Source organism: Brevundimonas sp. M20 (assembly GCF_006547065.1).
Taxonomy (GTDB): domain Bacteria; phylum Pseudomonadota; class Alphaproteobacteria; order Caulobacterales; family Caulobacteraceae; genus Brevundimonas.
The window spans coordinates 1114687-1139171 of record NZ_CP041243.1 but is presented as its reverse complement, the minus strand read 5'-3'; the positions used below and the strand labels follow the sequence as shown (position 1 = coordinate 1139171).

General features: G+C 68.1%; 20 protein-coding genes. 15 read left to right on the top strand and 5 right to left on the bottom strand.

The window, feature by feature from the left end; translation table 11 throughout:
* The gene (locus FKQ52_RS05350) at positions 1–618 is read right to left on the bottom strand and encodes a response regulator transcription factor (protein ID WP_141626222.1); all 618 of its coding nucleotides are present in this window, start codon (positions 616–618) and stop codon (positions 1–3) included.
* Between the two features lie 168 nt (positions 619–786).
* Here FKQ52_RS05350 and FKQ52_RS05345 point away from each other — a divergent pair, with 168 nt between their 5' ends.
* Together FKQ52_RS05345 and acs are read left to right on the top strand one after the other, a co-directional pair.
* Complete coding sequence (locus FKQ52_RS05345) at positions 787–2172, top strand: DcaP family trimeric outer membrane transporter (RefSeq protein ID WP_141626221.1); 1386 nt, start codon at positions 787–789, stop codon at positions 2170–2172.
* Positions 2173–2245: 73 nt separating this feature from the next.
* On the top strand, positions 2246–4144 hold the full coding sequence (gene acs, locus FKQ52_RS05340; protein ID WP_370451054.1) for an acetate--CoA ligase: 1899 nt from the start codon (positions 2246–2248) through the stop codon (positions 4142–4144).
* 124 nt (positions 4145–4268) lie between these two features.
* Here the strand turns inward: acs and FKQ52_RS05335 are convergent, their stop codons facing one another.
* Positions 4269–5363 (bottom strand): glycosyltransferase family 4 protein, encoded by a 1095-nt coding sequence (locus tag FKQ52_RS05335; protein ID WP_141626219.1) that lies wholly within the window; start codon positions 5361–5363, stop codon positions 4269–4271.
* Positions 5364–5423: 60 nt separating this feature from the next.
* A complete protein-coding gene (locus FKQ52_RS05330; RefSeq protein WP_240811748.1) occupies positions 5424–6332 on the bottom strand; it encodes a hypothetical protein in 909 nt (302 codons plus the stop codon).
* A 451-nt stretch (positions 6333–6783) separates the two neighbouring features.
* Between FKQ52_RS05330 and FKQ52_RS05325 the strand changes: the two genes are divergently transcribed.
* Positions 6784–9315 (top strand): TonB-dependent receptor plug domain-containing protein, encoded by a 2532-nt coding sequence (locus FKQ52_RS05325; RefSeq protein WP_141626218.1) that lies wholly within the window; start codon positions 6784–6786, stop codon positions 9313–9315.
* Positions 9288–10454 (top strand): cytochrome-c peroxidase, encoded by a 1167-nt coding sequence (locus tag FKQ52_RS05320; protein ID WP_141626217.1) that lies wholly within the window; start codon positions 9288–9290, stop codon positions 10452–10454. The genes FKQ52_RS05325 and FKQ52_RS05320 overlap by 28 nt, the downstream gene beginning before the upstream one ends.
* A 9-nt stretch (positions 10455–10463) precedes the next feature.
* Here FKQ52_RS05320 and FKQ52_RS05315 read toward each other — a convergent pair whose 3' ends face one another.
* A complete protein-coding gene (locus tag FKQ52_RS05315; protein ID WP_141626216.1) occupies positions 10464–11264 on the bottom strand; it encodes a TonB family protein in 801 nt (266 codons plus the stop codon).
* Positions 11265–11505: 241 nt separating this feature from the next.
* On the opposite strand from FKQ52_RS05315, the gene FKQ52_RS16390 reads away from it, so the two are divergent.
* The 10 genes from FKQ52_RS16390 to leuB all read left to right on the top strand — a co-directional run bounded on the left by FKQ52_RS16390 (position 11506) and on the right by leuB (position 21800).
* A complete protein-coding gene (locus tag FKQ52_RS16390) occupies positions 11506–11658 on the top strand; it encodes a hypothetical protein (protein WP_168196797.1) in 153 nt (50 codons plus the stop codon).
* A gap of 100 nt (positions 11659–11758) precedes the next feature.
* Entirely contained in the window at positions 11759–13504 is a 1746-nt protein-coding gene (locus FKQ52_RS05310) for a dihydroxy-acid dehydratase (protein WP_141626215.1), read from the top strand.
* Between the two features lie 3 nt (positions 13505–13507).
* On the top strand, positions 13508–14521 hold the full coding sequence (gene ilvC, locus FKQ52_RS05305) for a ketol-acid reductoisomerase (protein ID WP_141626214.1): 1014 nt from the start codon (positions 13508–13510) through the stop codon (positions 14519–14521).
* Between the two features lie 3 nt (positions 14522–14524).
* Positions 14525–16231 (top strand): acetolactate synthase 2 catalytic subunit, encoded by a 1707-nt coding sequence (ilvG, locus tag FKQ52_RS05300; protein ID WP_141626213.1) that lies wholly within the window; start codon positions 14525–14527, stop codon positions 16229–16231.
* Positions 16232–16234: 3 nt separating this feature from the next.
* Positions 16235–16498 carry an ACT domain-containing protein gene (locus FKQ52_RS05295; RefSeq protein ID WP_141626212.1) on the top strand — a complete coding sequence of 88 codons (264 nt, stop codon included), beginning with the start codon at positions 16235–16237 and terminating at the stop codon, positions 16496–16498.
* A complete protein-coding gene (locus tag FKQ52_RS05290) occupies positions 16495–17724 on the top strand; it encodes a 2-isopropylmalate synthase (protein WP_141626211.1) in 1230 nt (409 codons plus the stop codon). The genes FKQ52_RS05295 and FKQ52_RS05290 overlap by 4 nt, the downstream gene beginning before the upstream one ends.
* Positions 17708–18673 carry a branched-chain amino acid transaminase gene (locus tag FKQ52_RS05285; RefSeq protein WP_141626210.1) on the top strand — a complete coding sequence of 322 codons (966 nt, stop codon included), beginning with the start codon at positions 17708–17710 and terminating at the stop codon, positions 18671–18673. The genes FKQ52_RS05290 and FKQ52_RS05285 overlap by 17 nt, the downstream gene beginning before the upstream one ends.
* Entirely contained in the window at positions 18666–20123 is a 1458-nt protein-coding gene (leuC, locus tag FKQ52_RS05280) for a 3-isopropylmalate dehydratase large subunit (protein WP_141626209.1), read from the top strand. Before FKQ52_RS05285 ends, leuC begins: the two co-directional genes overlap by 8 nt.
* Positions 20116–20700: a 3-isopropylmalate dehydratase small subunit gene (gene leuD, locus FKQ52_RS05275; RefSeq protein ID WP_141626208.1), complete on the top strand. Its 585-nt coding sequence runs from the start codon at positions 20116–20118 to the stop codon at positions 20698–20700. The genes leuC and leuD overlap by 8 nt, the downstream gene beginning before the upstream one ends.
* Complete coding sequence (gene leuB / locus FKQ52_RS05270) at positions 20700–21800, top strand: 3-isopropylmalate dehydrogenase (protein ID WP_141626207.1); 1101 nt, start codon at positions 20700–20702, stop codon at positions 21798–21800. The genes leuD and leuB overlap by 1 nt, the downstream gene beginning before the upstream one ends.
* A gap of 70 nt (positions 21801–21870) precedes the next feature.
* Here the strand turns inward: leuB and FKQ52_RS05265 are convergent, their stop codons facing one another.
* Entirely contained in the window at positions 21871–22299 is a 429-nt protein-coding gene (locus FKQ52_RS05265) for a DUF2141 domain-containing protein (protein WP_141626206.1), read from the bottom strand.
* A 445-nt stretch (positions 22300–22744) separates the two neighbouring features.
* Here FKQ52_RS05265 and FKQ52_RS05260 point away from each other — a divergent pair, with 445 nt between their 5' ends.
* A complete protein-coding gene (locus FKQ52_RS05260) occupies positions 22745–24484 on the top strand; it encodes a homoserine dehydrogenase (protein ID WP_141626205.1) in 1740 nt (579 codons plus the stop codon).
* Position 24485 lies beyond the last annotated feature (1 nt).

Here is a 24485-nt window from a genome sequence, read left to right as displayed (position 1 = left end):
TCAGACGTCCAGAGAAAGGGCCTGGGCCGCGATCACCGCCTGGGTCCGGTTGTGGACGCCAAGCTTGCGGAACACGCTGGTCAGGTGCGCCTTGATGGTCGCTTCGGTCACGCCGAGATCGAAGGCGATCTGCTTGTTCAGCCGCCCCTGTTGCAGGCCGATGAGGATCTTCAGCTGCGACGGCGTCAGGGTGGCGATACGCGCCTCCATCGGCTCGCCTTCATCCTCGTCATCAAGCGGAGGACACCAGCCGTCGCCGGCGAGTATGGCTGTCAACGCCTCGACCATCTCGGGCAGGGTCGCGGATTTGGGAATGAAGCCGGCCGCCCCGAACGCAAGGGCCCGGCGAATGGTCGCGCCATCCTCACTGGCCGAAACAACCGTCACCGGCACGGCGGGAAAGTCTCTGCGGAGCTCCGCCAGCCCGGCGAACCCTTCGCTGTCGGACAGCTTCAGATCCAGCAGCAACAGGTCGACCGGTCCTGCGCCCAGGGCCTCCCTCGCTCCGGCCAGACTGGCCGTCTCGTGAAGCGCGGCATCGGGCGCCGCGCGCGCCAGCGCGGATCCCAGGGCGCCCCGGAAAAGAGGATGGTCATCGGCGATTACGATGCGGTCCAAATCGTATCCTCCCAGGTCCCGGCCGCAGTCTGACGCCACGTGTCCATGCGCTACTCTGCCACCCCTCGACTTTGGTCGAAAGTAGACCAATGGCTAATGGTTCCCGACAAGGGGCCGCCGGATGGTGGCGTTCAGGAGGCTCGCAGCAGATGAGCCCGGGAGGACGCCATGACATTGAAACCCGCACTGCTCGCCGGCTGCGCGGCTCTCGCCCTGTTTTGCGCGCCGGGCCTCGCCCAGGCCCAGAGCCAGGACGTCGCCGGCCTCGAAGCCCGCATCGCCCAGCTGGAAGCCCAGCTTAATGAGCTGAAGACAGCCGTTCAGGCTTCCCGGGCGGAACAGGCCGTTCAGCAGCAGGCGGTGGCGCAGGACATCCAGCGGATCGAGCAACGCGCCGCCGCCTCGCCGCCCGCGCCCGCGCCCGCGCCCGCGCCCGCGCCCGCGGCTCCTGCCGACGGCTTCCGGATCGGCAACAACACCCTCCGGTTCGGCGGCTTTGTGAAGGCCGACTATATCATGTCCGACTACAGCGGCGGCGATCCCGCCAACGGCGACGCCTTGCGGGACTTCTACCTGCCCGGCTCGATCCCGGTGGGCGGTCTCGATGAAGGGCCCGCGTCTGACTTCAATGCGCGCCAGACCCGCTTCTGGCTGACGACCGAGGGCCTGATCGGCGGCCACAGGATTGGCAGCCGCATTGAGATGGACTTCCAGGTTCTGCCAGGAGCGGGCGACCAGCGCACGACCAGCCCGTCGAACCTCGCCCTGCGGCGCGCCTTCGTGACCGTCGACAACTGGTTGTTCGGTCAGGAATGGACGAATTTCCAGAACATCGGCGTCCTGCCGGACACCGCCGACTATATCGGGGCCAGCGAGGGCACGGTATTCGCCCGCCAGGTTCAGGTCCGGTACACGAAGGGGCCCTTCTCGATCTCGATCGAAAACCCCGAAACGACCCTGACCCCGTTCGGAGGCGGCGCGCGGATCGTCGCCGATGACAACAGCCTGCCCGACATCACCGCCCGCTACACCCTGACCCGCCCGTGGGGCGAGGCGTCGGTCGCGGGCATTGTCCGCCAGCTGACCTATGAAACGACGGGGCTCGGCGCGATCGATGCCGACGCGACCGGCTGGGGCCTTTCAGCAGCGGCCCGGATCAAGGTCGGCGGGACTGACGACCTGCGCCTCATGATGTCCGGCGGTGAGGGCATCGGGCGCTATATCGGCCTGAACTTCTCCAATGACGCGGTGCTGACCGCCTCAGGCGATCTGGAACCCATCGGCGTGGTCGCGGGCTTCGCCAGCTATCGCCACGTCTGGTCGCCGCGCTGGCGGTCGAACCTGACGTATTCGGCCCAAAGCGTGGACAATGACACCTCGCTGACCGGCGCCCTGGTCAACCGGTCCGCCCAGAGCATCCGCGCCAACCTGATCTGGACGCCCCTGCCCGCCTTCGATGTCGGCGCCGAGCTGATGTACGGCGAGCGCGAGCTGGAGTCCGGCGCCTCGGGCGAACTCAACCGTCTTCAGGTGTTTGCGAAATATGGCTTCTAGTCTTCCGAAAGCGTCCGTCGTGAGTGATCCCGAAACCTACCCCGTCGACCCGGCCTGGGCCGCGCGCGCCCATATGAACAGCGCCACCCACGCCACCGCCCGTATCTCGGCGCGTGAGACGCCGGAGGGTTTCTGGGCGGAGCAGGCGCGTCGGTTGGACTGGATGAGGGCGCCGACGCAGATCAAGGACGTGTCGTTTGACCAGGCGGACTTCCGCATTCGCTGGTTCGCCGACGGGGTGCTGAACGTCGCCTGGAACTGCCTGGACCGGCATCTGGCCGAGCGCGGCGATGAGACGGCGATCATCCGGGAAGGCGATGACCCCACCGACGACGGGCGCCTGACCTATCGCGAACTGCACGCCGAGGTCTGCCGCATGGCCAATGTCCTGAAGGACATGGGCGTGGTGAAGGGCGACCGGGTGACCCTGTATCTGCCGATGATCCCCGCCGCGGCTGTCGCGATGCTGGCCTGCGCCCGCATCGGGGCGGTGCATTCGGTGGTGTTCGGCGGCTTCTCGCCCGACAGTCTGGCGGGCCGGATCGAGGACTGCGGCTCCAGGGTCGTCATCACCACCGACGAGGGCGTGCGCGGCGGCAAGCGCATCCCGCTGAAAGCCAATGTCGACGCGGCGCTGGAGAAGGTGGCGCCCGAGGCCAAGGTCGAGAAGGTGCTGGTGATCCGGCACACCGGCGCCGACGTGCCGATCCTCGAGGGCCGCGACATTCTCTATGATGAGGCGAAGGCGACGGTCAGCGCCGACTGCCCCTGCGAGCCGATGAACGCCGAGGACCCGCTGTTCATCCTCTATACCTCCGGCTCGACCGGCAAGCCCAAGGGCGTGCTGCACACCACCGGCGGATACCTGTTCTGGGCGTCATGGACCCACGAGCTGGTGTTCGACTATCGCCCCGGCGAGGTCTTCTGGTGCACCGCCGACGTCGGCTGGGTGACCGGCCACAGCTATTGCGTCTATGGCCCGCTGGCCAACGGCGCGACGACCCTGATGTTCGAGGGCGTGCCCCACTATCCGGACCACAGCCGCTTCTGGCAGGTGGTGGACAAGCACCGGGTGGAGATCTTCTACACCGCCCCCACCGCGCTCAGGGCCCTGATGCGCGAGGGCGACGGGCCGGTGAAGGCGACCCGCCGAAGCTCCCTGCGCCTGCTGGGCTCGGTCGGCGAGCCGATCAATCCCGAGGCCTGGCGCTGGTATCATGAGGTGGTCGGCGAGGGCCGCTGCCCGATCGTGGACACCTGGTGGCAGACCGAGACCGGGGGGATACTGGTCTCTCCCCTGCCCGGCGCGACCGACCTGAAGCCCGGCTCGGCGACCAGACCCCTGCCCGGCGTCGAGCTGCAACTGGTGGACGCCGAAGGGCGGGTGCTGGAGGGCGCGGCCGAGGGCAATCTGGTCATCACCGACAGCTGGCCGGGCCAGATGCGCACCGTCCATGGCGACCACCAGCGCTTCTTCGACACCTATTTCAGCACCTATCCGGGCAAGTATTTCACCGGCGACGGCTGCCGCCGCGACGCGGATGGCTATTACTGGATCACCGGCCGGGTCGATGACGTGATCAATGTCTCGGGCCACCGGATGGGCACCGCCGAGGTCGAGAGCGCGCTGGTCCTGCACGACGACGTGGCCGAGGCCGCCGTCGTCGGCTTCCCCCACGACATCAAGGGTCAGGGCATCTACGCCTATGTGACCCTGAACAAGGGCGTCGAGCCGACCGACGATCTGAAGGCCGCCCTGATCGCCCAGGTCCGCCACGAGATCGGCCCCATCGCCGCCCCCGACGTCATCCAGTGGGCCCCCGGCCTGCCCAAGACCCGATCCGGCAAGATCATGCGCCGCATCCTGCGCAAGATCGCCGAGAACGAAATCACCGCCCTGGGCGACACCTCAACCCTCGCCGACCCCTCCGTCGTCGACGACCTCGTCACGAACAGGGCCGGGGCCGCTTAAACCGCCCCCAGCGCCTGCGTCAGCGCCGGGCGAAGTTGTCCTGCACCCGGGTGACGGCGTCAAAGCCGACACGGGCGGTTGGTCTGCGACGGGAGCGGGTCAAACCAGCTCATGACGCCGGCTGTCACCGGGTCAGCGATCTCGTCCGCGCATCGACCAGTTTTTGGCGAAGATCATCCAGTTGCACGACCCGAGCCTCGGGCGTGTGAGAGGCCATCACCCGGACCTGTCCGGCACGGGCCATGACGCGGCGCAGATGGGGATCCTCGACCAGCCTCAGGATCGCCTCGGTCAGGCCCGGCGCTTCCGGCGGATCGACATAGAGGGCGTGCGGACCGCTGGCTTCGCGCAAGCCACCCCGGCCCGATGACACCAGGGCCGCTCCAGCCGCATGGGCCTCAAGCGCGGTCAGGCCCAGCGCCTCTGCTACCCGGGAAGGCGTCACGGCGATGGCGGCGCGGCGGGTCATCGCCACCACGTCCGCCACAGGCGCGGAACGATGCACCTCGACCCGGTCGCCGAAGCGGGCCAGCGCCTCGACATGCGGCGCCGCCCAGCCAGAGTGCTTTTCCCAGTCGCCCAGCATCAGTGCGCCGCGCCAGTCCCGATGACGGTCAAGCACCGCCGCCAACGCCGTGCAAAAGGCGTCCATTCCCTTCTCCGGCATGGCGCGACCCACGAACAGGATAAGGGGCTCCTTCTGCTCGGCGCTCCCGCCCCAGACACCAACGTCGATGGGGTTGCAGACCGCCGAAAGCGAACCGCCGAAGCCCGGATAATCGGCCCGGAATTCGGCGCAGGCGGCGTCACTGACGAACAGCAGGTGATCAAAGGCCCGAAGACGACGGCGATAGCGGAAACGCTCGAACAGATTACCCGGCGGTTTGATCCGGGTGTGGCGATACAGAACGTGGACGGGGCCCGGCAGCCCTCGCGCCAATTTCGCAGCGGGCCCCAGTTGCTGATGGTACTCGACGATATCGGGGGCGAGGTCGCGCAGCAGGCCGGCGACCGCCTTTGTCCGCGCCGCCTTGCCCAGGCCGCCCGGAACAGTGATGAGATCCGGCAAGACAGGATCGACCGCACCTGCATCGCAGACAATCCGAACATCGGCGCCATAGCGGCTACGGGCGTTCAGGACGGCGGCGACAGTCTCCATGGAGTTGGCGCGCCCCCGCTCCATCAGGCTCCCGCGCGGCATGACCACGGCGACACGCATATCAGACCGCCCTCTTTAGCGGACAGGTCACGCCGGACGGACGGCGGCGGTTCCAGGGGATCAACGCAGTTCCGGCAGGCGACGCATCAGCGACTGCCTCCACTTCCGCCCGCGGTCGGCGGCCGTCTTCGGCTGATTGCGCTCGCAGTAACGCATGTCCCCACCCCACAACGCGTGCAGGGGCCCGGCCAGATGGGGGTGACGGTCATGCTGGTGGACGATGGGGCTGATGCTTCCATCGGGGTTGAACACCTTGCCGTCCACGACGCTCAATCCGGCGCCGGGCGTCATTCCAAGGGTGGCGACCCGGCCGAAATTGGGCTTCACCTCGGCTCGCACCAGATCCATATGCACAGCCAGATTGCAGGCCGCCTGATCGGCGCCGAAGGCCCCGCCGATCTGCGACCTTGGTATGGCGGCCAGCATCAGGATCATCCGACAGAAGCGGGCCACGTCATCGCGCGGGCCCATCACCGTCCCGACGCAGATGCAGGGCTTGTCGGCCAGGGTGGCGGTCATCTCCTCGCCGACCAGGGCCGTCATATGCTTCATGTTGAAGGCGTGATCGCGCAGAACGCCGCCTTCGTTCTCGACGAAGACCTCCAGCCGACGCGGCGGCGGCCCGAACGGCTCGGACTGGAAGACCACGTCGCGCACATCGGTCAGCAGCACATCGACGGCGTTCGGATAGCGTTCGATCAGGGCCGCATAGGCGGCGAAGCGCGACATCACCGGATGCGGCTCCCAACCCTCAACAGCCTCGGGATGAACCGCGTCCACGCCATGCTCGGCCAGCAGTTCAAGAACATCGGCGCGGCGATCCACCACCAGGGCGACGGCGCCGTCGAAAACCGCCCGCAGCGACCGCACGAAGGGCGCGATCATCGCCGCGTCGTAGCCGGTGGCGTAGCCCAGAACGAGGTCATCGGGCGCATCCAGCACCCGGGCTGCGCCGGCGGGACGGCTCATTGCTCCGGAGAGCCATCGGAGATAGGCCGATTTGGGCGTCGAGGTCTTCATCACATCAACATCTCTTTGGACCGCCCCCGGGCAGAAGTAGCCGGGGCTGGGCGCGAGGTAACGCACAGAGGGCCTGTAAGGTCTCACCGGGTAAGACGCCGCCGCCCGCCGCTTGCCTCAAAAGAATCTGCAGGCCCTGACCGAAGGACCGGTTCGGAGCAGCCCCCCCCCCGCACCGGCGCTCCCGCCGTCAGTTCCACAGCCGACACATCGCAGCGGTCTTCGGTTCTCACCGGTTTGCCCGACCGCTCGGGCCGTCAACGCGCGAAACAGCCCCCCTCACACGCCGGGATTGATACCGGACCACGGCCCGCGCCGCTCCGGGTCGATTTTATGATAATGATTTGCAAATTCACATAAGCACGGATAACCCGGCGGCCTCAAAGTTCGGGGTGCATCCATGATCACGCGTCATCTCCTTTCCTCCGCAGCGGCGGCGGCCCTTTTCACTCACGCAGGCATCGCCGCGGCGCAGACCGCGGCGCCGTCGACCCAGGCTGTTCCGACGGTGGTCGTGGATGACACCACGACCACGCCGCCGGCCGCGCCGGTTTATGGCTCGGGCGGCGAGTCCGGCTCCACCACCCTGAATTTCGAAACGATCCGGAGCCGTGCGCCCGGGTCCGGCGATGTGAACAGCATCCTGCGCATCCTGCCGACGGCCCAGTTCAGCAACTCGGCGGGCAATGCGACCCGGGAGGCGCTTCAGGACCTGCGCCCCGAGACCCTCTCCATCTCGGGAGGATCGGTGAACGACAACCTGTTCATCCTCGATGGCGTGGGGGTGAACAACTACAGCTACGACGAGGACGCGCTTCCGGGCGACTTCACCGGTACGGGTGTCGCCGCGGCCTCGGCCCAGACGCACTGGGTGGACACCAGTCTGATCGGCGACCTGACGGTTCGCGACTCCAACATCTCGGCCCGCTACGGAGACTTCCAGGGCGGCGTCGTCGAGATCAACACCCGCGCGCCCGCGCATTCCTTCGGCTTCCAGACCTATTACGGCATGACCAGCGACGGCATGGCCGAGTACCGGATGTCCGAGCTGGCCCGCGACAGCTACGGCTCGGGCGCCCGCCCGGCTGAACCGAAGTTCGAGAAGGAGCGCTTCGGCTTCAACGCCGATCTGCCGATCAATGAGCGCCTGCGACTGCTGGCCGGCTACAACCAGACCAACGCCACGGTGACCAACTTCCCCGGCGCCCTCTACACCGCGTGGGGGGAATGGGGCCAACGTAGCAAGGCCGAGAACTATCTGCTCAAGGGCGAGTACGATCTCACCGACTCGATCCAGCTGACGGGTCAGGTGACCTACGCCCCCTATGAGAGCGAGGCCCGCCAGACCAACACCGCCTACGACAACCAGATCATCTCGAACGGCGGCGGCCTGACGACCCGTCTCGGTCTGGACGGCACGCGCGGCGACGCGATCTGGAGCCTCGACCTCACCCACGCGGACACCGACAACGACCGCGACGCCCCCTGGGGCACCTTCAACATCTCCAGCTCCGCGCCCGGCATGACCGGCTGTTCGACCGGATCGTCATGCACGATCGGCGCCGCGGGTGACTTCTATCAGGACCAGCAGGCCACGACGCTGAAGGGCGAGTGGGAGCAGCCGCTGGGCTTCGGCAATCTCGCCGGCGGGTTCGAAATCTCGAACATTCAGGCGCACCGCGAGCGGCCGCAGGAGCTCATCTCGCACCTGAGCGCCAACATCAACGTCAACACCGTCTGCACGCTCGGCGAGAGCCTAGCCTGCCGCAACGGGGCCTACGCCCTGACGACCCAGCTGCGCTACGGCGCCTTCGACGCCAACGCGGAGATCAACTCCTACGGCCTGTGGGCCGAGTATCAGTTTGATGTCGCCGGCTTCGATATCCGCGCCGGCCTGCGCTACGATCACGAGACCTTCCTGGACAACCACAACATCGCGCCGCGCCTGTCGGTGTCGCGTGACCTGCCGTGGGCCGGAATCAACGTCACGGCGGGCCTGAACCGCTACTATAACCGCAGCTTCGTCGGTTACGCCCTGCGCGAGGGCGCGGGGGTGACCCGCACCTACACTCGCACCCCGACCATCGTCGGGACCGAGCGTCGCTGGAGCGACAACTGGGTGCTGACCAACCACACCGACAGCAACCGCTACTCGGGCCTTGGTCTGGACACTCCCTACTCTGACGAAGCCACCCTGGCCCTGACCGGGCCGCTGGGCTGGATCGGCGGTCAGTACCGCGTCAAGGGCGTCATCCGCGAAGGCCGCGACCAGATCTCGCGTTCGGTCCGCTTCACCGAGATATACGACAGGGAAACCGGCACCACAGCGACCCGCTCGGTCTACTACGGCGCCAATGACGGCGAGCGCAGCTACAAGGGCCTGTCACTGGAATACACCCGCCCGATCGGCGCGGATCACACCCTGACCTTCAGCACCAATTTCTCGCACACCGACGCGACCAACCTCAGCCTGTTCGATATGTCCGACGAGGTCGAGCTGTCGGGCGTGATGGTCTATTACCGGGGCCAGGTGGTCGACCTGATCCAGGCCCTGTCGGACAACCAGCTCGAGGACTACGCCTCGCCCTTCATCCTCAACGGCGATTGGAGCGCGCGCTGGCTCGACGGCCGCGTCCGCACCAACGTCAACGCCCGCTACCGTCAGGGCATCGAGGTGGTCGCCGACACCGGCGTGAACATCAACGTCGGCGGCACGAACTACGACGTCTACGACAAGGTCGATTTCTCCGACTCGGTGGATGTGAACCTGAGCGTGGAGGCCGAAGTGGCCCGCACGCCCTGGGGCACGGTCAGCGTGGACGCCCGGGTCAACAACGTCTTCAACACAGTCCTCAATCAGGACTACGAGTCGACCAGCCAGCCCTATCAGCTGGGTCGCAACGCATGGGTTTCGGTCAAATTCCGCTACTGAAGACCATTCCTGGAAGCGCCGTTCCGGCGTCCCTCGTCCTGGCGATCAGCCTGATCGCCGGGGCGTGGGCGTTCGACGGCGTGCGCGCTCAGGAAAGCGCGGCGCCGATCCGGCTCGTACTGCCCGAACACCCGACGGCGGAAGACTTGCGCGCGGCCTATTCGGGCGCGCCAGAGACCTGGCCGGCGCCTGTCCTGAGGGACGGCGCGGCTTTCACGGAACTCGGTCCCCTGCCCCCGGCGCCCGCTCCCGCCGACAATCCCACGACGCCGGAAAAGGTCGCGCTGGGCCAACGCCTGTTCGATGACCCCCGCCTTTCAGCCTCCGGTCAGATCGCCTGCGCATCCTGCCATGCGCGCGAGCTCGGTTTCGCCGACGGCCTGCGCACCTCCTTTGGCCATGATCGCCGGCGCGGACGGCGCAACTCCCCCTCCGTGGCGGCGTCCGGTCACATGCCGGTGCTGTTCTGGGACGGACGCTCCGACACGCTCGAAGCCCAGAGCCTGCACCCCATCGTCGATCCGCTGGAGATGGCCGGCGCCCTGCCCGAGATCGAGGCCCGGATCGCGGCCGAACCGTCCTACGCCGAAGACTTCCGCAAGGCCTTCGGAGACGAAACCGTCACCATCGACCGGATCGCCAAGGCGTTGGCGTCCTTCCAGCGAAACCTGCGCCCCGGTCAGGTCCGGTGGCGACGTTTCATCGATGGCCAGCGGAGCGCACTCAATGACCAGCAGTTGCGCGGCCTGCACCTGTTCCGCACCAAGGCCGCCTGCGCCAGTTGCCATAGCGGCCCGGTGTTCAGCGACGGCAAGTTCCATAATCTCGGCCTGACCTTTTACGGCCGCGAGCGCGAGGATCTGGGTCGATACGAGGTCACGGGGCTGGCGCGGGATGTGGGCGCCTTCCGCACGCCAAGCCTGCTCAGCACATCGCGTACAGGACCTTGGATGCACAACGGTCTGTTCCCGAGCCTTGAGGGCATCGTCCGCTTCTACAACGCCGGCGGCGCCCATCCGCGTCCGACGGCCGCGCAGGAGCACGATCCCCTGTTCCCCAGGACCGACCCTATGCTGCAGCCGCTGAACCTGACCGAGGAAGAGATCGACGACCTCGTCGCCTTCCTGGAGACGCTCTGAGGTTGTGGATCAGCGCCCCGGACGGGTCCGGTAGTCCATGTTCACCGTGAACTCCCGCGACGCCCACCGGGCTCCGGGCTCCGGGCGCGGGAACGGCTGGGTCGACGCGATCTGATCCATGGCCGACCGGTCCAGCGCCCGAACACCGCTGGACCGCACCAGACGCAGGCCGCTGACCCGCCCGCGGCGATCCAGCCGGAAGCTGACGGTCACCAAGCCCTGTGCGTCGCCGGGATGGCGCTTGTGCTGCTCGATCCAGGCCAGCACCCGGGCGAAGTAGACGTCCGTGTCGGCGGCGGCGGCGGCGCCCAGCGCTTGCCCCCCGCCGCCCTGCGTGGCCCCGTTGAGGGAAGCGTCCGCCGATATCGGCCCTGAACCGGCTCCCTCGGCGTTACGCGCTGTCCCCTGCCGATCCCCGGTGTCCCGGGCGTTGTGAACGCGAGGGGTCGGCTCGTTGAGTTTGACCGGCGGCGGCAGGGTCAGGTCGGACGGAATGGAGGAGATCGTCTGACGGAGACGTAGCGGTGCGGCCACCGGCTGGGGCCGCGCCGCAGCCGGCGCCTCCTGCTCAGCCATGGAAGCGACGGCGGGCGGCGTCTCGGAGTCGAAGCGCGGCGAGGGCTCGAGCATCAGATTGATCACCGGAGCCGCCCCTCCGTCCGACGACGGCGCCGCCTGCAGGCCGATCAGCATCACCAGACCGGCATGGGCCGCCGCCGCGATGCCATAGGCCGCGAACCGGCCACCGCGGTGGCCCTTCGCCTGTTGCGACTGTGGCTCCGGCCTGCCTGTGAGAGGGATCGCCGCCATGTCCGTCAGTCGTCACTTGTCAGGCGTGCGGATCGCGGGGCGGGGAACGAAAACATGGGCAGTGAATAGCGATAATCACTCGCAAATTCCACACCTGCCGCACGTGAAAATCCCGCTGCGGACATCGGTGATTTTCTGCGCAAACCGGTCCCTACCAACTTGGTTGAGCAAGAATTTTGCTTAACGGTCTTGTGCGGCGCAGCGAGGCATGGTTTCTTAACGGCGTTGAACAGGAGCCCCCGTGGCCAATCGCGTCCACATCGTTGACCGCAAGAGCGCCGCCAAGGCGATCGCGGCCACGCGTGCGCCCTCGGTCCAACTGGCCCTGAACACCCTTATTATCGCTGTATCGCTCGCCCTCCTTACTGGAGCGGTGTGGACGCACGTGACCTGACCTAACGCAAAATCAGGATCGCCCGCAGCCACCCGCTTCCAACCAGGAAGCGGGTTTTTTGTTGTGCGCGATCCGGACACCTCCGGAACGACCCTTCGCAATGACGCAAGATTTCACCTCTAACGACCGTCCCCCGAACGCGAGAAGTCGCGCGGTTACGGCCGGCCCGAACCGCGCCGCGGCCCGCAGCTACCTGCGCGCCGCCGGCATGCAGGACGCCGATTTCGACAAGCCGATGATCGCGGTGGTCAACACCTGGTCCTCGGTCACGCCGTGCAACATGCACCTGGACCGTCTGGCCGCCGACGTGCGCGCCGGGATCATCGCCGCGGGCGGCTATCCGGTCGACTTCAACACCATCGTCGTGACCGACGGCATCTCGATGGGCACGCCCGGCATGAAGGCCTCGCTGATCAGCCGCGAGGTCGTCGCCGACAGCATCGAGCTGGCCGTCGAAGGCCATCAGCTGGACGGCGTCATCTGCATCGTCGGCTGCGACAAGACCATACCGGCCGCCGCCATGGCGCTGGCCCGCATGGATATCCCGGGGCTGGTCTACTACGGCGGCACCATCATGCCGGGGACCATCGGCCAGAAGGAGGTCTCGGTTCAGGAGATCTTCGAGGCCATCGGCGCCCACGCCGCCGGAGCCCTGGACGACGCAGGCCTGAAAGCCGTCGAAACGGCGGTCTGCCCCGGCGCCGGCGCCTGCGGCGGCCAGTTCACCGCCAACACCATGGCCATGGCCCTGTCGGTCATGGGCCTGTCGCCGATGGGCGCCAATGACGTCCCCGCCGTTGATCCGGCCAAGGCCGCCGAGGGCGAGCGCTGCGGTCGCCTGATCGTCGAACGCGTCTTCGCCGGCGATAGCGCCCGCAAATACATCACCCGCGCCAGCCTGCGGAACGCCGCCGTCGCCGTCTCGGCCTCGGGCGGCTCGACCAACGCCGTCATGCACCTCACCGCCATCGCCGCCGAAGCCGGGGTCGAGTTCGGCGTCGAGGACTGCCATCAGGCTTGCGTCGACGCCCCCGTCATCTGCGACCTCAAGCCGGGCGGCCGCTTCCTGGCCTCCCACCTGTTCGCCGCGGGCGGCACCCGTCTGGTCACCCAGCGAATGGCCGAAGCGGGCAAGATCGTGAACGCGCCCACGGTCTCCGGCCGCAGCCTGTTCGCCGAGGCCGCCGAAGCCGAGGAGACCCCGGGCCAGCAGGTGGTCGCCACCTTCGACGCCCCCGTCATGGATCGCGGCAGCTTCGCCGTCATCTACGGCGACGTCGCCCCGGACGGCGCGGTCATCAAACTGACCGGCCACAGGGTCGACCGCTTCGAAGGCCCGGCCTGTGTCTTCGACAGCGAGGAAGACGCCTTCCACGCCGTTCAGGACGGTTCGGTCGGCGAAGGCGATGTCATCATCATCCGCTACGAAGGCCCCAAGGGCGGCCCCGGCATGCGCGAGATGCTGCAGGTCACCGCCGCCCTGAAGGGGCGCGGCGTGCACAACGTCGCCCTGATCACCGATGGCCGTTTCTCGGGCGCCAGCTACGGCTTCGTCGCCGGACACGTCTCGCCGGAAGCCGCTGTCGGCGGCCCCATCGCCCTGATCCGCGACGGCGACCGTATCGCCATCGACGTCACCCATCGCCGCATCGACGTCATCGGCGTCGATCTGGCGACGCGCCGGGCGGACTTCGCCCCACACACCATCCGCCCGGCGCACGGTGTCTTCGCCAAGTACCGCGCCTCGGTGGCCTCCGCCGCCCAAGGCGCCGTGACCATTCCCAACCCGCCCCCGGTCCAGCGTCCCGCCGAGACCGAAACCCGCGCCGCCCGAGAGGACGCCTGAACCATGGCCATCACCATCTACACCAACGACGATATTCGCCCCGGCGCCATCGCCGGTCAGCGCATCGCCATCATCGGCTACGGCTCGCAGGGCCGGGCCCACGCCCAGAACCTGAAGGACTCTGGCCATGATGTGGTCGCGGGCGTCCGCGAAGGCGGCAAGGGCTGGCGCAACGCCACCGCCGACGGCGTCCCGACCGCCGAACCCGCCGAGGCGGTCAAGGGCGCGGACATCATCGCCATCCTGACGCCGGACATGATCCAGGCCGAGGTCTATCGCGACATCATCGAGCCGAACGCCAAACAGGGCGCCGCCATCCTGTTCGCCCACGGCTTCTCGATCATCTACGGCCGCATCACGCCGCGCGAGGACATGGACGTCATCCTGGTCGCCCCCAAGGGCCCGGGCGATCTGGTCCGCCGTGAATACCAGCGCGGCCGGGGCGTCCCCTCCCTGTTCGCCATCGAGAAGGATGCGACCGGCAAGGCCCGCGACCGCGCCATGGGCTACGCCAAAGGCAACGGCGGCGCGACCGGCGGCCTGCTGGAGACCACCTTCCGCGAGGAGACCGAGACCGACCTGTTCGGCGAACAGGCCGTCCTGTGCGGCGGCGCCAAGGAGCTGGTCATGTCCGGGTTCAACACCCTGGTCGAGGCCGGCTACCAGCCCGAGATCGCCTACTTCGAGTGTATGCACGAGCTGAAGCTGATCGTGGACCTGTTCTACGAAGGCGGCATCACCAGGATGAACGAGTTCATCTCGGAAACGGCCAAGTGGGGCTCGGTCAAGTCAGGCCCGCGCGTCATCACCGACGAAACCCGCGCCCGCATGAAGACCATTCTGGATGAAATTCAGTCGGGTCAGTTCGCCAGCGAATGGATCGCCGAGAACGAGGCGGGCAAGCCCCGCTACGACGCCTGGGTCAAGGCAGACGGCGAACAGCCCATCGAACGGACCGGCGCGAAACTGCGCGAGCGCATGGCCTGGCTGCACGCCCCCAAATCGGAAGCCGCCTGAACCATGACCGCCTCCGCCGCCCGTATGTCTGAACCCGCCGCCGCCCCGAAAAGCGGCGCCCGCCTGCTCGTCTCCACCCTGGAGCGGCTGGGGGTTGAGGTCGTGTTCGGCTATCCGGGCGGCGCGATCATGCCCGTCTATGACGCCCTGGCCGGATCGAACCTGCGCCACATCCTGGTCCGTCATGAACAGGCCGCCGCCTTCGCCGCCGACGCCTGGGCCCGTCGCAGCGGCAAGGTCGGGGTCTGCATGGCCACGTCCGGCCCCGGCGCCACCAACCTGATCACCGGCATCGCCAATGCGATGATGGATTCCATCCCGGTCGTCTGCATCACCGGTAACGTCGCGCAAGGCGTCATGGGCACCGACGCCTTCCAGGAAATCGATATCCTGGGCGTCACCCTGCCGATCGTGAAGCACTCCATCCTGGTCCGCGATCCGGCCGATGTTCCGGCCGCCATCGAGGAAGCCTTCCATATCGCCGCCTCGGGCCGCCCCGGTCCGGTTCTGGTCGACCTGCCCAAGGACGTTCAGGTCGGTCAGACCACCGAGGACTTCGGCTTCAGCTATCCGAACACCGTCGTTCCGGTGGACCACGACGCCATCGCCGCGGCCGCGGACGCCATCCGCGCCGCGCAACGGCCACTGATCTATGTCGGCGGCGGCGTGAAGATCGGCGGCGCGACAGAGCAGGTCCGCGCCTTCGCGGAGGCCACCGGCATCCCGTCGGTCGCGACCCTGAACGCGCTGGGCACGATCCCGACCGACGCTCCCGGCTTCCAGGGCATGCTGGGCATGCACGGCACGCGCGCGGCCAACGAGGCCGTGCAGGAAGCCGATCTGCTGATCGTCTTCGGCGCCCGCTTCGACGACCGCGCCACCGGCAAGCTGGCTGAGTTCGCCCCCCACGCCCGCGTCATCCATTTCGACATCGACGCGTCCGAGATCGGCAAGCTGCGCGAGACCTGGATTCCGGTCGCGGGTGAGCTGGCGCCGGGCGTCGAGGCCCTGACCGCCCATCTGGCGGGCAAGGGTCCGGCCATTGATCCGTGGATGATCCACTGCGCCAGCCGGGTTCAGCGCACCGCCTTCCGCTATGCCGATGCACCTGGCGAAGGCGTCTACGCCCCGGCCCTGCTGAAGGCGATCTCGGAAGCCGCCGGTGATGACTTCGTCGCCGCCTGCGACGTCGGCCAGCACCAGATGTGGGCCGCCCAGCACTGTCGGTTCGCAAAGCCGGAAGCCCACATCACCTCCGGCGGCCTGGGCGCCATGGGCTTCGGCCTGCCCGCCGGTATAGGCGCCAAGCTGTCCGATCCGGACGCCACGGTCGTCGTCATCGCCGGCGACGGCGGCTTCATGATGAACGTGCAGGAGCTGGCCACCCTGCGCCGCTACGGCATCCCGGTGAAGGTTCTGCTGCTGGACAACAGCTCCCTGGGTCTGGTCCGCCAGTGGCAGGAGCTGTTCTTCGACGGCAACTACTCGGAGATCGACCTGTCCGACAATCCGGACTTCGTGAAGGTCGCCGAGGCCTTCGGGATCGAAGCCTTCCGAATTAGCCGACGCGAGGAGGTCCAGGCCGGGATCGCCCGCCTGCTGGCCGCCGACGGCCCCTGCCTCGCGCACGTGATTATCGACCCCCGGGAAAACGTGTGGCCGCTGGTCCCGCCCGGAAAGAGCAACGCTGAAATGATGGAAGGCGCCTGAGCCATGAGCACCGAAACCCTGCACCTGAACATTGATCGCGCCGACGGCTCGCTTCAGCGCCTGATCGGTCTGGTTGAGCGTCGCGGCTTCCACATCGATGGCATCACCATGCGCGATGAGGGCCCGGCACGCCGAATCGAAATGGCCGTGCGCGGCCGCGACGCCGCCCGTTGCACCCGGACCCTGGGCCGACAGATCGACAAGCTGTTCGGCGTCACCCGCGTCAGCGCTTCCGCCTCGTCCTTCCATCCTGAGGTAGCGGCATGACCAAGGTTCAAAAGGCCGTCGCCGCCGATCCGAACCGGGTCATCGTCTTCGACACCACCTTGCGCGACGGCGAACAGGCGCCCGGCTTCTCCATGGGGCCGGAGGACAAGGTCCGCATGGCCCGCGTGCTGGCGGACCTGAAGGTCGATGTGGTCGAGGCCGGTTTCGCCGCCGCCTCACCCGGAGACGAAGAATGCGTGCGCCGTGTGGCCGGCGAGGTGGAGGGCCCCGTCTTCTGCTCGCTGGCCCGCTCCAACGAGTCCGACATCGATGCTGCGTACCGCGCCCTGAGCGGCACTCAGGAGCGCCGCATCCACGTATTCCTGGGCACCAGCCCGATCCATAGGTCGGCCAAGCTGAAGATGTCGAAGGCCGAGGTGCTGGCAGCCGCCGAGCGTTCGGTCGCCTATGCCCGCACCCGCTTCGAGGACGTGGAGTTCAGCCCCGAGGACGCCATCCGCACCGAGCCGGAATTCCTGGCCGAGGTGTGCGAAGTCGCCGCCGCCGCGGGCGCCACCACCCTGAACATTCCCGACACCGTCGGTTACTCCACGCCGGGCGAGATCGCCGAGATTTACCGCAACCTGATGGCCGCGGTCCGCGTGCGTCATCCACACGTGGTCTTCTCGGCCCACTGTCATGACGATCTGGGCATGGCCGTCGCCAACTCCCTCTCAGCGGTCGAAGCCGGGGCGCGTCAGGTCGAGGGCGCCATCAACGGCATCGGCGAACGGGCAGGTAACGCCTCGATCGAGGAGATGGTCATGGCCATCCGCACCCGGTCGGACCGCTACGGCCTGCACACCGGCGTGGACGCCACCCATCTGGTTCGCGCCAGCCGCCTGCTGAGCGAGATCACCCACACCCCGGTCGTGCGCAACAAGGCCATCGTCGGTTTGAACGCCTTCGCCCACGAGGCGGGCATCCACCAGCACGGCATGATGGCCGACCCGTCGACCTACGAAATCATGCGCCCTCAGGATGTCGGCTTCGAAGGCACCTGGTTCGTACTGGGCAAGCACTCGGGCCGCCATGCGGTCGCCAAGCGCGCCGAGGCGCTGGGCCAACCCGTATCCGGCGCCCATCTGGCCGCCGCCTTCGCGGGCTTCAAACGCCGCGCCGACGAGATCGGCGAGATCAACGACCACGAATTGCTGGCGATCATCGAGGCCTCGCGCCCGGACGCCGCCCCCCGACAGGAGTACGCGTATGCAGCCGCTGGCTGAACATATCTGGGTCAACGGCGAGCTGACGCCCTGGGCCGACGCCAAGGTTCACGTGATGAGCCACGCCCTGCACTATGGCACCTCGGTGTTCGAGGGCATTCGCGTCTATGACACCCCGGACGGTCCCTGCGGTTTCCGCCTGACAGACCATGTGCGCCGACTGTTCGACAGCGCCCGCATGTATCACTTCGAACTGCCGTACACAGTCGACGAGCTGGTCGAGGCCTGCCGCGCCACCGTGCGATCAACCGGGCTGAAGTCCGCCTACATCCGCCCCATCGCCTTCCTCGGCGCCTGCGGCATGGGGGTGACGCCCTCTCCCCAGAATATGAACGTCGATGTCGCCATCGCCGCCTTCCCGTGGGGCGCCTATCTGGGCGAGGAGGCGCTGGAAAAGGGCGTCGACGCCTGCGTGGCCAGCTGGTCGCGAATCGCCCCCAACACCGTGCCCTCGGGCGCCAAGGCGGGCGGCAACTATCTGTCGTCCTATCTGATCGGGCGCGAAGCCCGGGTCGGCGGCTTCGGTGAAGGCATCGCCCTGGGCACCGACGGCCGCCTGTCGGAAGGGGCCGGCGAGAACCTGTTCATCGTCAAGGACGGCGAGATCATCACCCCGCCCGCCGCCGCCTCCATCCTGATGGGCATCACCCGCGACAGCGTGCTGAAGCTGGCGCGCGGTCTGGGTTACGAGACCCGCGAACAGATCCTGCCGCGCGAGGCCCTTTATGTCGCCGACGAGATCTTCATGACCGGCACGGCCGCCGAGATCACCCCGGTCCGCTCCGTGGACGGCATCGCCACCCGCGCCGCGGGGCCGGGGCCGGTGACCAAGGCGGTCAACGCCGCCTTCCGCGGCCTGTTCACCGGCGCCACGCCGGATCGCCACAACTGGCTGGAGCCGATCAACGCCCCCGCCCCGGCTCCGCAGCGTGAGGCCGAATATGCCTGAGACCCTGTTCGAGAAGGTGTGGAACCGGCACGTGGTGCAGGCGGAAACGCCTGACGCCCCGGCGGTGCTCTACATCGACCTGCATCTGGTCCACGAGGTCACCAGTCCGCAGGCCTTCTCCGAGATCGAGAGCCGGGGCCTGAAGGTGCGTCGTCCCGACCGCACCTTCGCCACCCTGGATCACTCCACCCCCACCCTGCCCGCGGACGCGAGCGGCGAGCGCCCCTACTACACGCCGGCCTCCAGGGCGCAGGTCGAGACGCTGGAAGCCAACTGCGCCCGGCACGGCGTCTCGCTGGCGGGCTGGGACTCGGCGGATCGCGGCGTGGTGCACGTCATGGGACCGGAACTGGGCCTGACCCAGCCCGGCATGACCGTCGTCTGCGGCGACAGCCATACCGCCACCCACGGCGCGTTCGGAGCCCTGGCCTTCGGCATCGGCACCTCCGAGGTCGGCCACGTACTGGCCACCCAATGCCTGCTGCAGCGCAAGGCGAAGACCATGCGCGTCACCGTCGACGGACAACTGCAGCCCGGCGTCTCGGGCAAGGACGTGGCGCTGGCCATCATCGCCCGTCTGGGCTTCGGCGGCGGCACCGGCTTCGTGGTCGAATACGCCGGCGAGGCCATCCGGTCGCTGGACATGGAAGGGCGGATGACCGTCTGCAACATGTCGATCGAGGCGGGCGCCCGCGCGGGCATGATCGCTCCGGATCAGACCACCGTGAACTGGCTGAAGGGCCGCAAGCACGCGCCCGACACCGCCGTCTGGGACCAGACCGTCGCCGACTGGCTGTCGCTGGCCTCCGACCCCGGCGCGATCTACGATGCCGAAGTCCACATCGACGGCGGCGCCATCCGCCCCATGGCGACCTGGGGCACCACCCCGGACGCGGGCTCGGCCATCGGCGAGCCCGTCCCGGCTCCGTACGACGCCTCCGGCGAAAAGGCGCTGGCCTATATGGGCTTCACCCCCGGCGAGGCGACCACCGGCCATGCGGTCGATGTCGTTTTCATCGGCAGTTGCACCAACGGCCGCCTGCCCGACCTGCGCGCCGCCGCGGAAGTCTTGCGCGGCCGCAAGGTGAAGCCGGGCCTGCGCATGCTGGTCGTTCCCGGCTCGGAGGCCGTCCGTCGCGACGCCGAAGCCGAAGGGCTGCACACGGTCTTCACCGACGCGGGGGCCGAGTGGCGCATCCCGGGCTGCTCCATGTGTCTGGCCATGAACGGCGACATGGTGGCTCCGGGCCAGTTGGCGGTCTCCACCTCCAACCGCAATTTCGAAGGCCGCCAGGGCCCCGGTTCGCGCACCATTCTGGCCAGCCCCGCCACGGCGGCGGCGACCGCCATCACCGGTGTCCTGACCGACCCGCGCGTGTTTCTGCAGGAGGCCGCCCTCCTCAAGCAGCCGAGCGCCGCGCGCGAGGCGGTAGGAGCCCAAAATGCCTGAGCCCTTCAAATCCCTGACCTCAAAAGCCGTGGTCCTGTCACAGTCGAACATCGACACCGACCAGATCATCCCCGGCCGCTTCCTGAGCACGACCAGCCGCGAGGGTCTGGGCGCATGGGCTTTCTACGACTGGCGCTATGAGGCTGACGGCTCCCACAAGCCGGAAGCCATCCTCAACCGGATCGACCCGACCGAGCGCCGCATCCTGCTGGCAGGCAGAAATTTCGCCTGCGGTTCCTCGCGCGAACACGCTCCCTGGGCGCTGATGGACTACGGCTTCCGCGCCGTCGTCTCGACCGAGATCGCCGACATCTTCACCTCCAACGCCCTGAAGAACGGCTTCCTGCCCATCGTCGTCGATCAGGCGACCTGGGACGATCTGGCCGCCCACGCCGACCAGCCGATCACGGTTGATCTGGAAACCTCCACCATCCAGCGCGGCAATGCACCGCCTGTCGCATTCACGGTGGAGAGTTTCGCCCGCCAGTGCCTGCTGGACGGGGTCGACACCCTCGGTTGGCTGCAAGCCCGCCTGCCTGACATCGAAGCCTTTGAACGCCGGAAAGAGACCGTCTGATGCCCGCCTCCAAGACCTATGACATCGTCGTCCTGCCCGGTGACGGCGTCGGCCCCGAAGTAACCCACGCGGCCAAGGCCGTGCTGACGGTCGTCGGCGACTTCTTCGGTCACACCTTCAACTTCAGCGAACACCTGATCGGCGGCGCGGCCATCGACGCCACGGGCGATCCCCTGCCGCCGGAAACCGCCGCCGCCTGTCTGGCCGCCGACGCAGTGCTGCTGGGCGCCGTGGGCGGACCGAAGTGGGATGGCGGCAAACGCCGTCCGGAAGAAGGCCTGCTGGGCCTGCGCAAGGCCATGGGCCTGTACGCCAACCTGCGTCCCCTGCAGGTCTCGCCGGTGCTGGCCCACCGTTCGCCGCTGAAGAAGGAGATCGTCGAGGGCGTCGATCTGATCGTCTTCCGCGAGCTGACCGGCGGCATCTATTTCGGGGAAAAGACCCGCACCGCCGACCGCGCCACCGACCTTTGCGAATACACCGTGCCGGAGATCGAACGCGTCGCCCGCGCCGCCTTCCAGACCGCCCAGCAGCGTCGCGGCAAGGTCACTTCGGTCGACAAGGCCAACGTCATGGAAACCAGCCGCCTCTGGCGCGAGGTCGTCAGCCGCGTCCATGCCGAGGAGTTCCCGCGTATCGAACTGGAGCACGCCTTGGTCGACTCCATGGCCATGCACCTGATCCGCAAGCCGCGCGAGTACGACGTCATCCTGACCGAAAACATGTTCGGCGACATCCTGTCGGACGAGATTTCGGTGCTGGGCGGCTCCATCGGCCTGCTGCCCTCGGCCTCGCTGGGCTCCAGCGGTCCGGGCCTGTTCGAACCGATCCACGGCTCGGCGCCGGACATCGCCGGTCAGGACAAGGCCAACCCGGTCGGCACCATCCTGTCCGCCGCCCTGCTGTTGCGTCACAGCCTGGGACTGGAGGACGAAGCCGGCTCCATCGAAGCCGCCTGCGCCGCCGTCCTGTCAGCCGGAGCCGTCACCGCCGATCTGGGCGGGGAGCTGGGCACCCGCGCCGCCGCCAACGCCGTGATCGACGGGCTGCGCGCCATCCACTGGGCCGCCGCTCATCGCGTCCAGATGCACTGGGCCTGAACCGGGCCTGATCGGCATAGCCCGAAATTGAAGCGCCCCGCCTCTCTCTCGAGGGGCGGGGCGTTCTGCGTCAGCGAGGATATTGCATCGGCACGGTCAGGCGGCTGTCGCCGCTGGCCGGGACCGTGAACTTCACCTGGTCCCATGTCGGCGCCGCGCGGAGGGCCGCGCCGTTGACCATGGCCCAGCCCTCCGCCGGCATGCCGCCCTCAATCTTCATTTGCCCGTTGCTGTCGACGTCGTGCAGGACCGACAGCGAATAGTCGCCGGGCGCCACGTCGCGGAAAGTCACGGTGACCGTCCCGGCCTCCGGATTGCGCACGACATCGCCGTAGGTCCCGGCGGGTTGCAGGAACTGATCCCGCGTTTGCAGGGCGGCCAGCAGTTGGCCGCCGCGCGCCTGCACGCCGGTCAGGGTCACGGTGACGTCTCCTGCAAGCGCGGGGGCGGCGGCGAGGCAGGATGCGGCGGCCAAGGCCGCAAGGATGATCTTATTCATGACAGGTCTCCAAAAGCGGGCCAGCCCCGCCTCATGAAGAGTACTTTGTATTCTAAAGTTCTCTGTGTCAAATTCAGTCTCACTGCTTCTCACAGTCGGGCCACAGGGTCGCGCCGTGCTCACCGGGCCGCACCGGTGCAGGTCACGCGCAATTTTTCACCTTTCGGGTTGACGGCGAGGGGGATTGTCCGTCAGCCTCCGTTCTGAACTTGAACTGAGCAGGTCCGCCGTGAACCGCCTCGACGCCCGCATCGCCATCGCCTCGACCGCCTCGTGCGGCGGCGCGACCGCGCGCGTCATTGGTATGACCGGCACCACCACCATCACCGCTCCGGCGGGGAACGGTTAGCGCGCACCAAAGCTCAGGAACGCAAAAACCCAACCCCGCCCGGATCGCTCCGGGCGGGGTTTTTCTTTTCCTCCCCTCTCCTCGAAAGCCCCTCCGATGAACGCCCAACTCGCCGTCCTCGAACGCCCCGTACCCGCCCTCCCCGCCGCCTCGCCCGAGGTGGTCGTGATGAAGTTCGGCAGCTCCGTGCTGGTCGATCCCGCCGACGCGCCCAAGGTCGCCTCCGACATCTACGCCGAAGTCCGACGGGGCCGACGCGTGGTCGCCGTCGTCTCGGCGCTCGCCGGTGAAACGGACCGCCTGCTCGCCGAGGCCCGCGCCCTCGGCCTCGCCCACGACAACAGCCTGCTGCCTGCCTACGTGGTTCAGGGTGAGGAACGCTCCGCCGCCCTGGTCGCCCTGGCCTGCGATCGCGTCGGTCTCAGCGCCGCGACCCTGACGGTCCGGGAGCTGGGCCTCGTCGCCGATGGCCCCTGCGAGCACGCCCGCCCGCTGTCGCTGGACCGCGCCGCCCTCGACCGCGCCCTGCTGAAGCATGAAGTGGTGGTCGTCCCCGGCTTCGGCGCTGTCTCGCCCGAAGGGCAGGTCGTCCTGCTGGGCCGTGGCGGATCGGACCTGACGGCCCTCTTCCTCGCCGCCGAACTTGAGCTCGACAGCGTCCAGCTGGTGAAGGACGTCGACGGCCTCTACGACCGCGACCCCAACGTCCATCCCGACGCCCGCCGCTATGATCAGGCCAGCTGGGCCGAGGCCAAGGCGCTGGGCGGCGGCCTCGTCCAGCCGGACGCGCTCGATCTCGCCGAGGCCCGCAAGCTGAAGGTCGAGGTCCGCAACTACCTCGACGGCCACCGCACGGTCGTCGGCCCGGTCGGCGCCCCGCCGAAGCCCGCGCCCGCCCACCGTCGTCTTCGTGTGGCCGTCGCCGGCTGCGGCGTGGTCGGCGGCGGCGCACTGGCCCGCCTGCTGGTCGATCCCCGCGTCGAGGTCGTCGGCGTCCTCGTCCGCGATCCGTCCAAACCCCGCGATGTCCCCGGCGCATCTGATGCCCAGCTCGCCCCGCTGCTCGTGTCCAACCCCGTCGCCTTGCTGGAGCGGGACCCCGATCTTGTGCTCGAGGCCCTTTCGGAGGCGAAAGCCGGCTACGACGTCATCGCCGCTGCCCTGTCGCGCGGTGTCTATGTCGCCACGGCCAACAAACAGGCGGTCAGCGTCGATCCGGACGGCCTGCTCGAACTGGCGGCTCGCAACGACGCGAAACTGCTCTGGTCCGCCTCGGTCGGTGGCGGCGTGCCCATGGTCGAGGCCGTGCGCGCTGCCCGGGACGAGGCTCCGGTCGTCGCCTTCGAGGCCGTGCTGAACGGCACCGTCAACTTCATGCTCGCCCGTCTCGGCGAAGGCGCCGCCTTCGATCAGGCCCTGTCCGAAGCCCGCGCCGCCGGTTTCGCCGAGGAAGACCCGTCCTCCGATCTGCAAGGCCTCGACGCCCTCGCCAAGGTCCGCCTGCTCTCGTTCGAAGCCTTCGGCGTGATGCCGGACGACGTCGCCATTCATCGCGATGTTCTGGACCCCGCCGCCCTGCCGCCCGCCGGTTCGCGTCAGCTCTGTCGCTGCGAGCTGAAAGACGGCAAGCTGGTCGCCGCCGTCCGTCTGGTCTCGGGCGCGCTGGACCCGCTGTTCGCGGAGCTGAAGGGAGAGGGCAACGCCTTGAAGGTCATCTCGCAGGACGGATCGGTCGTGCGCCGTCGCGGCCGCGGCGCCGGTCGCTGGGCCACGGCGGAAAGCCTGCTGGCCGACCTGTCCGACCTCGCCGCCGCCCGCCTGTCGAAGGCCGTCTGAC

Coding starts and splice junctions, on each gene's coding strand:
- FKQ52_RS05345 (WP_141626221.1), top strand. CDS start 787: ATGACATTGAAACCCGCACTGCTCGCCGGCTGCGCGGCTCTCGCCCTG.
- acs (WP_370451054.1), top strand. CDS start 2,246: ATGAACAGCGCCACCCACGCCACCGCCCGTATCTCGGCGCGTGAGACG.
- FKQ52_RS05335 (WP_141626219.1), bottom strand. CDS start 5,363: ATGCGTGTCGCCGTGGTCATGCCGCGCGGGAGCCTGATGGAGCGGGGG.
- FKQ52_RS05330 (WP_240811748.1), bottom strand. CDS start 6,332: ATGAGCCGTCCCGCCGGCGCAGCCCGGGTGCTGGATGCGCCCGATGAC.
- FKQ52_RS05325 (WP_141626218.1), top strand. CDS start 6,784: ATGATCACGCGTCATCTCCTTTCCTCCGCAGCGGCGGCGGCCCTTTTC.
- FKQ52_RS05320 (WP_141626217.1), top strand. CDS start 9,288: ATGGGTTTCGGTCAAATTCCGCTACTGAAGACCATTCCTGGAAGCGCC.
- FKQ52_RS05315 (WP_141626216.1), bottom strand. CDS start 11,264: ATGGCGGCGATCCCTCTCACAGGCAGGCCGGAGCCACAGTCGCAACAG.
- FKQ52_RS05310 (WP_141626215.1), top strand. CDS start 11,759: ATGACGCAAGATTTCACCTCTAACGACCGTCCCCCGAACGCGAGAAGT.
- ilvC (WP_141626214.1), top strand. CDS start 13,508: ATGGCCATCACCATCTACACCAACGACGATATTCGCCCCGGCGCCATC.
- ilvG (WP_141626213.1), top strand. CDS start 14,525: ATGACCGCCTCCGCCGCCCGTATGTCTGAACCCGCCGCCGCCCCGAAA.
- FKQ52_RS05295 (WP_141626212.1), top strand. CDS start 16,235: ATGAGCACCGAAACCCTGCACCTGAACATTGATCGCGCCGACGGCTCG.
- FKQ52_RS05290 (WP_141626211.1), top strand. CDS start 16,495: ATGACCAAGGTTCAAAAGGCCGTCGCCGCCGATCCGAACCGGGTCATC.
- FKQ52_RS05285 (WP_141626210.1), top strand. CDS start 17,708: ATGCAGCCGCTGGCTGAACATATCTGGGTCAACGGCGAGCTGACGCCC.
- leuC (WP_141626209.1), top strand. CDS start 18,666: ATGCCTGAGACCCTGTTCGAGAAGGTGTGGAACCGGCACGTGGTGCAG.
- leuD (WP_141626208.1), top strand. CDS start 20,116: ATGCCTGAGCCCTTCAAATCCCTGACCTCAAAAGCCGTGGTCCTGTCA.
- leuB (WP_141626207.1), top strand. CDS start 20,700: ATGCCCGCCTCCAAGACCTATGACATCGTCGTCCTGCCCGGTGACGGC.
- FKQ52_RS05265 (WP_141626206.1), bottom strand. CDS start 22,299: ATGAATAAGATCATCCTTGCGGCCTTGGCCGCCGCATCCTGCCTCGCC.
- FKQ52_RS05260 (WP_141626205.1), top strand. CDS start 22,745: ATGAACGCCCAACTCGCCGTCCTCGAACGCCCCGTACCCGCCCTCCCC.